The 11,239-nt window shown below is 63.9% G+C and carries 11 protein-coding genes; 8 read left to right on the plus strand and 3 right to left on the minus strand.

All coding sequences use genetic code 11. The features are described 5' to 3' along the window. Positions 1–43 precede the first annotated feature (43 nt). From iolE to phnN, 6 genes are all read left to right on the plus strand, one after another. The gene (gene iolE, locus NKI61_RS25790; RefSeq protein WP_352459961.1) at positions 44–961 is read left to right on the plus strand and encodes a myo-inosose-2 dehydratase; all 918 of its coding nucleotides are present in this window, start codon (positions 44–46) and stop codon (positions 959–961) included. A gap of 9 nt (positions 962–970) precedes the next feature. Beyond that, positions 971–1,219 carry a hypothetical protein gene (locus tag NKI61_RS25795; RefSeq protein ID WP_023687401.1) on the plus strand — a complete coding sequence of 83 codons (249 nt, stop codon included), beginning with the start codon at positions 971–973 and terminating at the stop codon, positions 1,217–1,219. Between the two features lie 189 nt (positions 1,220–1,408). Beyond that, on the plus strand, positions 1,409–2,221 hold the full coding sequence (gene iolB, locus NKI61_RS25800; protein ID WP_352459959.1) for a 5-deoxy-glucuronate isomerase: 813 nt from the start codon (positions 1,409–1,411) through the stop codon (positions 2,219–2,221). Between the two features lie 254 nt (positions 2,222–2,475). Further along, positions 2,476–3,183 carry a DUF1045 domain-containing protein gene (locus NKI61_RS25805; protein ID WP_023687399.1) on the plus strand — a complete coding sequence of 236 codons (708 nt, stop codon included), beginning with the start codon at positions 2,476–2,478 and terminating at the stop codon, positions 3,181–3,183. Positions 3,184–3,217: 34 nt separating this feature from the next. Then, a complete protein-coding gene (locus NKI61_RS25810) occupies positions 3,218–4,372 on the plus strand; it encodes an alpha-D-ribose 1-methylphosphonate 5-triphosphate diphosphatase (RefSeq protein WP_352841505.1) in 1,155 nt (384 codons plus the stop codon). Beyond that, a complete protein-coding gene (phnN, locus tag NKI61_RS25815) occupies positions 4,369–4,998 on the plus strand; it encodes a phosphonate metabolism protein/1,5-bisphosphokinase (PRPP-forming) PhnN (RefSeq protein WP_352841507.1) in 630 nt (209 codons plus the stop codon). The genes NKI61_RS25810 and phnN overlap by 4 nt, the downstream gene beginning before the upstream one ends. A gap of 2 nt (positions 4,999–5,000) precedes the next feature. Here the strand turns inward: phnN and NKI61_RS25820 are convergent, their stop codons facing one another. The 3 genes from NKI61_RS25820 to NKI61_RS25830 all read right to left on the minus strand — a co-directional run bounded on the left by NKI61_RS25820 (position 5,001) and on the right by NKI61_RS25830 (position 8,655). Continuing rightward, positions 5,001–5,987 (minus strand): ABC transporter permease, encoded by a 987-nt coding sequence (locus tag NKI61_RS25820; RefSeq protein WP_023672350.1) that lies wholly within the window; start codon positions 5,985–5,987, stop codon positions 5,001–5,003. A gap of 44 nt (positions 5,988–6,031) precedes the next feature. Then, the gene (locus NKI61_RS25825; RefSeq protein WP_023672351.1) at positions 6,032–7,570 is read right to left on the minus strand and encodes a sugar ABC transporter ATP-binding protein; all 1,539 of its coding nucleotides are present in this window, start codon (positions 7,568–7,570) and stop codon (positions 6,032–6,034) included. 122 nt (positions 7,571–7,692) lie between these two features. After that, a complete protein-coding gene (locus NKI61_RS25830) occupies positions 7,693–8,655 on the minus strand; it encodes a sugar-binding protein (RefSeq protein ID WP_023672352.1) in 963 nt (320 codons plus the stop codon). Positions 8,656–9,235: 580 nt separating this feature from the next. On the opposite strand from NKI61_RS25830, the gene NKI61_RS25835 reads away from it, so the two are divergent. Together NKI61_RS25835 and NKI61_RS25840 are read left to right on the plus strand one after the other, a co-directional pair. Then, positions 9,236–10,339, plus strand: coding sequence for a LacI family DNA-binding transcriptional regulator (locus tag NKI61_RS25835; RefSeq protein ID WP_023832680.1), 1,104 nt, complete (start codon positions 9,236–9,238; stop codon positions 10,337–10,339). Positions 10,340–10,557: 218 nt separating this feature from the next. Beyond that, positions 10,558–10,740: a hypothetical protein gene (locus tag NKI61_RS25840; protein ID WP_196813864.1), complete on the plus strand. Its 183-nt coding sequence runs from the start codon at positions 10,558–10,560 to the stop codon at positions 10,738–10,740. The last annotated feature ends 499 nt before the right edge of the window (positions 10,741–11,239 follow it).

Genomic DNA, 11,239 nt, shown 5'->3' on the forward strand with positions numbered 1-11,239 from the left:
CCTCCCCACAACGGGAGGGTGAACAAGAAACCGGAGCTAAAACTTGAAAGCCAAACTGGGCATGTCCCCCATTGCGTGGTGGAACGATGATCTTGCCGAACTCAGCGACGACGTCTCGCTGGAAGAGTGCCTGCGCCAGTCGCGCTCTGCCGGCTTCACCGGCATGGAAATGGGCCGGCGTTTCCCAAACGACCCCGAAATCATGCTGCCGATCCTGAAAAAGGCCGACGTGACGCTGTGCGGCGGCTGGTTCTCAGGCACGCTGGTCGATGAGGACATGGGCAAGAACAAGGATCGCATCCAGCCGATGATCGACCTGTTCAAGGCGGTGAATGCGCCTTGCATCGTCTATGGCGAGGTCGGCCGCTCGATCCAGGGTGATCGCTCCAGGCCTCTCGCCACCAAGCCGAAATTGTCCAACGACGAGATGAGGGCCTATGCCAGGCGCCTCACCGAATTCGGCGAATGGTGCGCCGAGCAAGGCATGCCGCTGTCCTATCACCATCACATGGCGGCAGTGGTCGAGACCGAGCCGGAGCTCGATGCCTTCATGCGCCATTCCGGCGAAGGCATTCCGTTGCTGCTCGATGCAGGGCATCTCGCCTTTGCCGGTGGCGACGTGCTGCGCGCCATCGACAACCACCACAAGCGCATCAGCCATGTCCATGTGAAGGATGTGCGCATGGGCGTGATCGACGGGCTCGACCGCACGAAACAGTCCTTTCTCGACGCCGTGGCGCTCGGTGCCTTCACGGTGCCCGGCGACGGTTCGCTCGATTTCGGCGCCATTGTGCAGCGCTTCGCCGACCATGGCTATGAAGGCTGGTTCGTCGTCGAGGCCGAGCAGGACCCGAAGAAGAACCCGCCGCTCAAGATGGCGCAGGTCGGCCACAAGGAATTGATGCGCGTGATGACGGCTGCCGGCTACGCCGTGGAAACGCAAGGCTTTCCCAATGCCTGAGGCGATCCGATGAAGGATTACGAGCACCCGTTCTTCCGGCCGCTGTGGCGGCGCGTTGCCGTCGTCGCCGTCTGCGTGATCTGGGCCGGAATAGAATTCGCCTCCGGCACCCCATTCTGGGGCATCATTGCGCTCGGCTTTGCCGCCTACGCGGTGTGGCAGTTCTTCTATCTTTACAAGCCGGTGGAGGAGAGCAAGGCTGCGCCTGATCGACCGCAGACCGGCGAAGCGAAGGCGGACGCCGAACCGAAGGAATGAAGCGGCCGCGGCTCGGAAGGGCTTGCGGGTCGGACACTCGACACCTGGCGTATCGCCTACGTCGGTGATTGCCGGAACGTCCCTCGCTTCGTCATCCTAGGGTCTTCGCGACGGAGCTTCGTTCCTGCTTCGCCCTAGGATGACGAAGTTGAGAGGCCGACCTCGAAGACTTGCGATAGGAGACAAAACATGTCGAAACTGCTCGTCAAAGCCGACAAGGGCCATGGCCGCGTCGCCCATGTCACGCCCAAAAGCGCCGGATGGACCTATGTCGGCTTCGACCTGCACCGGCTGAAGCCGGGCGAGACCGCATCCGGCAAGACGCAGGATCGCGAAGTCTGCCTGGTGTTCGTCACCGGCAAGGGCACGGCAAAGGCCGGCGGCCAGGAACTCGGCCTGCTCGGCGAGCGCATGTCGCCCTTCGAGGGCAAGCCGTGGTCGGTCTATATCCCGGAGGGTTCGGACTGGTCGGTCACCGCCGACACCGATCTCGAACTCGCGGTCTGCTCGGCGCCGGGCCTGGGCGGCGGCTTGCCCATTCGCGTCATCGCACCCGACGACCTCGGCCAGGAGACTCGGGGCAAAGGCACCAACACGCGCTACGTCACCAACATATTGCCCGAGGGCAAGCCCGCCGACTCGCTGCTGGTGGTCGAGGTCATCACGCCCGGCGGCCACACATCGAGCTACCCGCCGCACAAGCACGACCAGGACAATCTGCCTGCCGAATCCTATCTCGAGGAAACCTACTACCACCGCCTCAACCCGCCGCAGGGTTTTGCCTTCCAGCGCGTCTACACCGACGCCGACAAGACCGGCGCCCGCGAGCTGGACGAAGCCATGGCGATCGAGGACGGCGATGTTGTGCTGGTGCCCAAGGGCTATCACCCCTGCGCCGCCTGCCACGGCTACGACCTCTATTACCTCAACGTCATGGCCGGGCCGAAGCGGACGTGGAAGTTCCACAACGCGCCCGAGCACGAGTGGCTGACGAAGGCCTGATCGGCCTTCGCTTGCGCCGGAAGCTGTTAGTCCAGCAGCGAAAAATCGTCGGCTAACGATCCATGGGGTCGATTTGCCTTCGAAAACCCGCATAAGCTTCGTCAATCCGTCATGGAAATCACTTATGGCAGCGGGCTAGTGCATGTCGCCCAAAAGTGCGCAGCTTTTTTGGGATGACGACATGCAGCAAATTAAAGACTTAAAGCGCGTCGCGCCATCGGTTCGGTTTCGGCGCGCTTTAAGGAGGATTTTCGATGCGCTACGCCATCTATTTCACCCCAAGGCAGGACGAGCCGTTGGCGCGGATCGCCGCCAACTGGCTGGGCCGCGACCCCTTTGGCGCCGCCGCGAGGCCGGTCGAGGCGGTGGGCGAGCTGTCGGCGGCCGAAGTCGCCTTTCACACCGCATCGGCGCGGCGCTACGGTTTTCATGCGACGCTGAAAGCGCCCTTCCGGTTGGCCGCCAACGAAACCGAAAGCTCGTTGCGCGCGGCGCTGGACGCCTTTGCCGAAGCAATGCCGACGGTCACCATCCCGCGCCTGGTCGTCAGCCAGATCGATGGTTTCTTCGCTTTGCTGCCGGAAGGCCCGCTGCCGCCGCTCAACCGTTTCGCCGATGATGTCGTGCTTAGCTTCGACCGTTTTCGCGCGCCGCTCACCGAGGCCGAGATCGAGCGGCGCAGCCCGGATTCGCTGAAGCCGGCCGAGTTCCGCAATCTCTGCCAGTGGGGCTATCCCTATGTGTTTGAGACCTTTCGCTTCCACATGACACTGTCCGGCCGGGCCGGGCCGCAGGAAAGCCAACGTCTGCGCGCGGCAATTGACAGCCTGTTCGCCGATGTGCTGCAGCAGCCGGTGCTGGTGGATGCGCTGACGCTGTTCGTCGAAACCGAACCGGGCGCTCCGTTCATGGTGCTTTCGCATCATGCGCTCGGCCGCCGCGCTGCCCGAAAAACCGCCTGACCGCAATTCGTCCGAGTAAGCAAGGACTGCCTGAATGACCGCCGAAACTGTTCTCCACAACGCCCGCATCGTGCTTGCCGACGAGATCGTCGAAGGGTCGCTCGTGCTGCGCGACGGTTTTATCTCCGGCGTCGACGCCGGCACCGGCCACACCGGGGGGAGCATGGGCGGCGAGGACATGGGCGGCGACTACATCATTCCCGGCCTGGTCGAGCTGCACACTGACCATCTCGAAGGCCACTATGCGCCGCGCCCGAAAGTGCGCTGGAACCCGATCGCCGCCGTCCTTGCCCATGACGCGCAGGTGGCCACCGCCGGCATCACCACCGTGCTCGACGCTTTGCGTGTCGGCATGGACGATGACGCGGATATTACCTCCGACCACATCCGCAAGCTCGCCGGCGCGATCGAGGACAGCGTCGCGAAAGACCGGTTGCGGGCCGACCATTTCCTGCACCTGCGCTGCGAGGTCTCGGCGCCGGATTGCTTGCGGGCTTTCGCCAATTTCGATGGCGACGAGCGGGTCAAGCTGGCCTCGCTGATGGACCATGCGCCGGGACAGCGTCAGTTCGTCAATCTCGAGACCTACGCCCATTACTATCAGCGCAAGCTGAAATTGACCGATCGCGACTTCCAATTGTTCTGCGAAAAGCGGATGTCGGAATCGGCGAAGAATTCGGGACCGAACCGGGTGGCGATATCAGCCGCCTGCAACGAGCGGGGCATTGTGCTGGCGAGCCATGACGACGCCACATCAGGCCATGTCGACGAGGCGATCGAGCAGGGCGTGCGCGTCGCGGAATTCCCGACCACGCTGGAAGCCGCCAAGGCCTCGAAGGATGCCGGGCTCGGCGTACTGATGGGCGCGCCCAACGTCATGCGCGGCTCCTCGCATTCGGGCAATGTCTCGGCCCGCACGCTGGCCGGCGACGGCCTGCTCGACATATTGTCGTCCGACTACATTCCCTTCAGCCTGATCCAGTCGGCCTTCTTCCTCGGCGACGTCGTCGAGGGCATTTCCCTGCCGCAGGCGGTTGCGATGGTGTCGAAGAATCCGGCCGAGGCGATCGGCCTCAACGACCGCGGCGTCATCGAACAGGGCCGCCGCGCCGATCTGGTGCGTGTGCGCGTCGACGACCATGTGCCGGTCGTGCGCACTGTCTGGCGCCAAGGGCGCCGGGTCGCCTGATGGTCTTGGCGTCGATCGACCGCGAACTCAGCAGCGAGGCCTTTCCGCTCCGCAACGGCGTGTTTGTCGCCGTCGTCGGCCCGAGCGGCGCCGGCAAGGATACGGTAATCGGCTATGCCCGCACCTTGTTTGCCGACGAGACGAGGCTGGAGTTCGTCCGCCGGGTCATCACCAGGCCGAGCGACGCCGCAAGCGAGGATCACGACACGCTGGCCGACGCAGCCTTTGCCGAAGCCGAGGCCGACGGCGCCTTCGCCATTTCCTGGGAGGCGCACGGGCTGCGCTACGGCATTCCGGCCGATGTCGACTCGTCCATCGCCAACGGCTATGTCGCGGTCGCCAATGTCTCGCGCGCAGTCATCCCGGTGCTGCGGGAGCGCTATGCCAATCTGGCTGTCGTCGAGATCACCGCCTCGCCGGAAATCCTCGCCGAGCGTCTCGCCCAGCGCGGCCGCGAATCGCGCGGCGAAGTGCTGGCTCGGCTCGCCCGCAGCGCCAATATCGCTTTGTCCGGCTCCGGCGTCACCTCGATCGACAATGGCGGCCAGCGCGAAGCCGCCGGAGAACGCTTCGCCGAGGTGCTGCGCAAGGCGATGGCCTTCTCGGATATATCCGGCGTGATGTAGCGCTACTCCGCCGCGACAGTCTTCCGGCTGGCATCGAGCATCAGCCGCCTTGCGCGGAACACGCCCCATTGCTGGTCGACCAGCACGCCGATCAGGATCACGCCGCCCATCACCGCGAAGTTGAGCGAGGACGGGATGCCGAGCAGATTGACCAGGTTCTGCAACTCCTGCAGCAGCACGGTGCCCAGGATGACGCCGACCAGCGAGCCTTCGCCGCCGCGCAGCGAGAAGCCGCCGAGAACGGCGGCGGCAATGGCGTAGAGCTCGTAGAACTGGCCGTGGCTGGCCGGCGAGATCGAGCGCGTGTACATGGCGAAATAGATCGCCGACAGCGCCGTCAGCACGCCGCAGATGACATAGGCGGCCATGACGACACGGCCGGTGCGAATTCCCGAATATTTCGCCGCCTCTTCGTTCTTGCCGATGGCATAGAGGTAGCGTCCGAACACCGAGCGGTGCAGCACCACCCACATGACGATCGAAATGACGATCAGTGCGATGAAGCTGTTGGGCACGCCATAGCTGCGGCCCGCGGTGAGGAATTCGAGCTCGGGAAAATTCTGGCCGAAGGCGAAGCCGGCGGTGCCGTCGGCGGTATAGAAACGGGCGACCCCGCGATAGATCAAAAGGCCGCACAGCGTGACCACGAAGGGCTGCAATTTCAGCCTTGTGATCAGCCAGCCATGCGCCAGTCCGATGATGCCGCCCAGCACCAGGATCAGCGGCAGCGCCAGCGGCCATGGCATGTCGCGCACGGCGATGAAATCGATGAATAGCGTGCCGAGCAGCGCCACCAGCGATCCCACCGACAATTCGATGCCGCCGGTAATGATGACGAAGGCCTGGCCGATGGCGAGGATCCCGAACAGGCCGATCAGGTTCGAGGTGTTGGCGAGGTTGATCGGCAAAAGAAAGCGCGGGTTGATGGCGGTCACCACGGCGCCGACCACCAGGATCAGGATCAGCAGGCCGAGATCTTTTTTGCTCATCGTCTTCTCCCCAATGCGCCGGACCGGCAATCGCCTGAAGCCCGCTAGTTTGCCGGCTTGCCGACCGCCAGCAACAGCACGTTTTCCTGGCTGAATTGTTCTTTGTCGAGAATGCCCGAGATCTGGCCCTCATGCATGACGGCGATGCGGTCGGACACGCCGATCACCTCTTCCATGTCGCTGGAGATCATCAGCACGGCCACGCCGGCATCGGCCAAGGCTCGCATCAGCCCGTAAATCTCGGCCTTGGCGCCGATATCGATGCCGCGCGTAGGCTCATCGAGGATCATCACCTTCGGGTTCATCGCCAGCCATTTGCCCAGCACCACCTTCTGCTGGTTGCCGCCCGACAGCGTGCCGGTTCGCGTCTGCACCGACGGCGCCTTGATGCCGAGATTGCTCTTCTGCTTCTCGGCGGTGGCGGTCTCGGCGCTTGCCGACACCAGTCGACGCTTCGCATGCGCCGGCAGGTTGGGCAGCGAGATGTTCTGCGCGATCGACAGGTCAAGCAAAATGCCGGTCAGCTTGCGGTCTTCCGGAACCAGAAAAATGCCATGCGCGACCGCATCGGCCGCCGAACCCAGCACAAGCGGCTTGCCGTCGAGTTCGAGCCCACCGCCAAGCGTGCTGTCTATGCCGAAGAACACCCGCGCCAGTTCGGTGCGGCCGGAGCCGACAAGGCCGGCGAGGCCGAGGATTTCACCGCGCCTGATGTCGAGGTCGACCGGCCGGGCAGGGTAGGCGGGGGTGCGGATGGCTTTGGCCGAGAGCGCAGTGGCGCCCGGCGCCCGAGCCGCCTCGGAGGCCTTCTCGCGCTCCTTCAGCATGCGGCCGATCATCAGCTTGACCATCTGGTCGTGGTTGATGGCGCTCTTCGGCAAGGTGCCAGCCAGCATGCCGTCGCGCAGCACCACGACGCGGTCGGCGACGCGCTCGACCTCATGCAGCCGGTGCGAAATGAAGATGACGCTGATGCCATCGGCCTTCAGCGCCTTGATGACGTCGAGCAGCTTGTCGGTTTCGGCGAGCGGCAGGCTCGACGTCGGCTCGTCGAGGATCACCAGCCGCGCCTTGATCGACAGTGCCTTGGCGATCTCGACCATCTGCTGCTGCGCCAGCGACAGCGAGGCAACCGGCGTATCGGCGGAGAAATTGGCGCCGACGCGCTTCAGCAGTGGCGCCACCATTTCGCGCAGCTTGGCGCGGTCGACCAATCTCAGCGGCCCGCCGCGCAACGGCTCGCGGCCGAAGAAGATATTGGCGGCAACATCGAGGTTTTCGAAGAGATTGAGTTCCTGGTGGACGAAGGCGATGCCCGACCCCAGGCTGCCTTCGACGGTGAGCCCGTCATGCGCAACGCCGTCGACGGTGATGGCGCCGCTGTCCGGCCTGGTGACGCCGCCGAGGATCTTCATCAAGGTCGATTTGCCGGCGCCGTTTTCGCCGACCAGGCCGATCACCTCGCCCGGCCTGACCTCCATGGAAAAGCCGTCCAGCGCCACCACGCCCGGATAGGTCTTGCGCACGTTCTCGAGGCCGAGGAACGGGGTGGTTGCGACGATAGATGGGTCGGAATAATTCATCACGCCATATTTGATCAGGCTTGCCAGCAGCCGGTGGGCTACAGACTGACGGGCCTTGGCCGACCCGTCAACACGATCGCCGGCTCAAGGCGAACCCTGAGCCGGCGCAACTGCTCGTGGTCTCAGTTTCCGGACATCGCCTTCAGATTGGCGGCATAGGTGTCGACATCGTCCTTACCGATGATCTTGGTCGGGATGATGATCAGGCCGCCTTCCGGAATGCCTGATTTGTCGCCCTTGAGATAGGCGGCCATCAGCTTCATGCCCTGATAGGCCCATTCGAAGGGCTGCTGCACGACGGTGGCCGCCACGGTGCCTTCCTTGACGCCGCCCAACGTGATCGGATCGTCATCGAAGCCGACGACGGTGATCGAGCCGAGCTTGCCGGCGTCGCGCAGCGCTTCATAGATGCGCGGCGTGTTGTAGGAATAGAAGCCGACCATGCAGGTGATGTCGGGGCTGGCGACCAGCGCGTCCTCGACATTCTTCTTGGCGCGCGCCTGGTCGATGTCGTCGCCGCGCACGTCCACCAGTTCGATCTTGCTGCCGGCGAGGCCGTCCTTCATGCCCTGGATGCGTTCCTTGGCATTGTCGGCGCCGAGCAGGCCGACGAAGCCGAGGCACTTGCCGCCGTCCGGCATCGCTTTCTTGGCGATCTCGGCCGCCTGCTTGCCGGCGTCGACATTGGACGAGCCGATATAGGCAACACGCTTGGTCTGCGGGGCATCGGAGTCGGTGGTGAACAGCGCCGTTTCCGACGCTATCTTGTTCAGACCGTCGGTCGAGGTCTTGGGATCGACGGCCGAGACCATGATGCCCTTGACGCCGGCGGTCACCAGATCATCCATCAGCCGCTGCTGGATGGCGACCGAGGACTGCTCGGGATATTTGAGTTCGAGATTGTAGTCGGGCAATTCGGCCTGCGCCTTCTTGACGCCGGCTTCGGCGGCCTTCCAGAAATCGGAAGCGCCGTTGACGACGAAGGCCAGCGTCGGCTTGTCGTCGGCGCGCGCAATGGCTGTCGCGGTCAGGCCAAGCAGCAGGGCTGCGGTGGCCACGGATGCATGTCGTATCAAGGATTTCATGTTCAACCTCCCGTTTTGGCTCAGTCGTCGGACTGAACCGATCTTGCATTCACTGACTTGCCGCTCGCGATTTGGACGCCCTCCTCCTCAGGGGTTCCCGGCGCTGAAGAATGGCGTCGTCGGTCGCGATCACGGACATTAGAGACTCATCCCGTGTTCGTAAATAGTCTGATTTGTCTGACATATCACATGTCCGAGACCACGCTTGCGGAGGCAAACCCCGCTCGCCATCGGGCCATTCACGTGCACTTCTCGCCGCACGGGTCCCACCTGACCGGACACGGCGGATTGACGTTACAGCGTCGTTTTGTATTAGTAAACACTATTAGCAGAGGTCCCGCGCGGACACTCGGCGGTGGCCCTAGGTCTAGTTTTCCCGAACAGGTGCAGCACCGCTTCGCGCAAGCAGATGCCTTGCAGTCCTCGAATTTCACGCGGCCCGCAGCGGCATGGCGGGGAACTTCAAAGCTGCTAATAAAGATAAACGCCTTCGACTATTTCCATCGGTCGACGGCGCGACACCATCTTGTCGGTGTGGCAGGCTTGCGACTAGACAGGCTGGGGATTGGGACGCAATGCCATGAGCGAGACGAGGGATCCGGACGACACGGCGAAGCGGCGCAAGGCGCCGGCGAGAGCCGCCAAGGGCGGCCGCGTCACCATGACCGACATCGCCAGGGCAGCCGGGTGCTCGCAGGCGACCGTCTCCTTCGTGCTCAACGATTCGCCCGGCATCCGGCTGTCGCAGCAGACGCGCGAGCGGGTGATCGACGCCGCGCGTGCGCTCGGCTACGCAGCACCCGCCTTCTCGGCGCTGCGCAAACCTGTTCCCGCCTTCGATGGACTTGACAGTGTCATCGGTTTCGCCGTCGACCAGCTGGCGACAAGCCCGGAAGCCGTTGTCGCCATCGAGGGCGCGCGCCAGGCGTCGTGGAACGCCGGCAATGTGTTGCTCGTGGCGCAGACCATGGGCGACTCCGTCATGGAGCCGCGCGCCATTGCGGCGCTCACCAGGCGCGGCATCTCGGCGCTGGTCTACATGACCATCTTCACCCGCGAGATCACGGCACCGGACTTCCTCTACGGCCTCGACATCCCGGTCATCCTGCTCAACTGCTACACGGCCGATTATGCCTTCCCGGCCGTGGTGCCGTCCGAGATCGCCGGCGGCCAGAACTCGACCCGGCATCTGATCGGCCACGGCCACCGCCGCATCGCCACCATCACCGGCGAGCCGTGGATGCAGGCCGCGCAGGACCGGCTGAAAGGCTACCGCAGAGCGCTCGCCACCGCCGACATCCCGTTCGATCCCGAACTGGTGGTCGAGGGCGACTGGTCGGCGAGCGCCGGCTATGCCGCGACCGTTAAGCTTTTGGCGCTCAAGGAGCGCCCGACCGCCATCTTCTGCCAGAACGACCGCACAGCCATCGGCTGCTACGAAGCGCTGAAGGAGGCGGGCCTGCACATCCCGCAGGACATCTCCGTCGTCGGCTATGACGACGAGGAGATCGCCCGCCACCTGTTCCCGCCGCTGACAACATCGATCCTGCCGCACATGGCGATGGGCCAATGGGCGATCGAACAGCTCGAAGTGCCGCCGCCTCCCGGCCGCGGCCGCTATCCAATCACCAAGCTGGAATGCCCGCTGGTGCAGCGGGATTCGGTGGCAGCTGTGGCTGGATAAAGCTGAACCAGCCCATCCCGATGCAAATCGGGATGGGTCTGTTTGGTGTTTGCGCCTCAGGGCAGGGTCAATCCGGGAACGTGCCGCGGTTAGAACCGCAAGACGACGAAGGAGCGCCTGCGATAGCAGCGCCGGCGCAACCGGCCATGCCGCCAGAACGTGCGGCAGTGCCGTCTCCAGACATGCCGCCTGTGGTGGCGACGATGGTGCCATCGCCGATGCGATATCTGCTCGACATCGCCCGGGCCTTCGTCGTCATCAAACGAATTGGCATCCTGCTTGTCGAGTTCATCGAGAATGCCGTTACCGATATTGGGAACCCCGGCCACGGCCTCGAGAGGCCGAACCGCGGTAGCAAGCGCCGCGGCCCCCGCAACGCCGAACAATGCTGTCAAGAATGATCGCCGATCCATCAAAACCTCCATCAGCAAGACAAGGCTAACATGACGAGCCTAACACAAAGCAGCTAGAGCGGGTGATACAAAAGGCCAGAGGCGAATCTTCGAGCCGGCCCAAACGGGTGACCGGACGGACGGCAGAGGTCGGAGCAAGGCCGCTACCGGGCGGCGCGCTTCCTTCGGCTCGGCGACCAAGCCATGCGGAATGCCGCCGATGAAAGCGCACAGCCTGAGCGGTTCCGCCTTTCCGCGAAACTCTGAACCGCTTGGCAAAGCTACCCCCTAAGAATGCCCGCCACCTTGCGGCAGTGGCTGGCTGAGAGACTGACGCCCCACGGCAGATGCGATGTTGCGGTACTCAGCGCCGCGCCAATATCCGGCAGAGCTCCTTCAGGTCCCGGTCGTAGGTGCCCTTGCCGCTGAGCACGCTGGCGCAGCGTTTTTTCATCTTGGCGATCTGGCCGGCCGACATGGCGCTGATGGCAACCACCGCCGGTCGCGG

Source organism: Mesorhizobium sp. M0514 (genome assembly GCF_040321145.1).
GTDB lineage: Bacteria > Pseudomonadota > Alphaproteobacteria > Rhizobiales > Rhizobiaceae > Mesorhizobium.

What these genes read in the sequence shown, in the direction of transcription:
- NKI61_RS25825 (WP_023672351.1), bottom strand. Translation starts at nt 7,570, where the DNA reads ATGAATTATTCCGACCCATCTATCGTCGCAACCACCCCGTTCCTCGGC.
- iolB (WP_352459959.1), top strand. Translation starts at nt 1,409, where the DNA reads ATGTCGAAACTGCTCGTCAAAGCCGACAAGGGCCATGGCCGCGTCGCC.
- NKI61_RS25810 (WP_352841505.1), top strand. Translation starts at nt 3,218, where the DNA reads ATGACCGCCGAAACTGTTCTCCACAACGCCCGCATCGTGCTTGCCGAC.
- NKI61_RS25830 (WP_023672352.1), bottom strand. Translation starts at nt 8,655, where the DNA reads ATGAAATCCTTGATACGACATGCATCCGTGGCCACCGCAGCCCTGCTG.
- NKI61_RS25835 (WP_023832680.1), top strand. Translation starts at nt 9,236, where the DNA reads ATGAGCGAGACGAGGGATCCGGACGACACGGCGAAGCGGCGCAAGGCG.
- NKI61_RS25840 (WP_196813864.1), top strand. Translation starts at nt 10,558, where the DNA reads ATGCGATATCTGCTCGACATCGCCCGGGCCTTCGTCGTCATCAAACGA.
- NKI61_RS25820 (WP_023672350.1), bottom strand. Translation starts at nt 5,987, where the DNA reads ATGAGCAAAAAAGATCTCGGCCTGCTGATCCTGATCCTGGTGGTCGGC.
- NKI61_RS25795 (WP_023687401.1), top strand. Translation starts at nt 971, where the DNA reads ATGAAGGATTACGAGCACCCGTTCTTCCGGCCGCTGTGGCGGCGCGTT.
- NKI61_RS25805 (WP_023687399.1), top strand. Translation starts at nt 2,476, where the DNA reads ATGCGCTACGCCATCTATTTCACCCCAAGGCAGGACGAGCCGTTGGCG.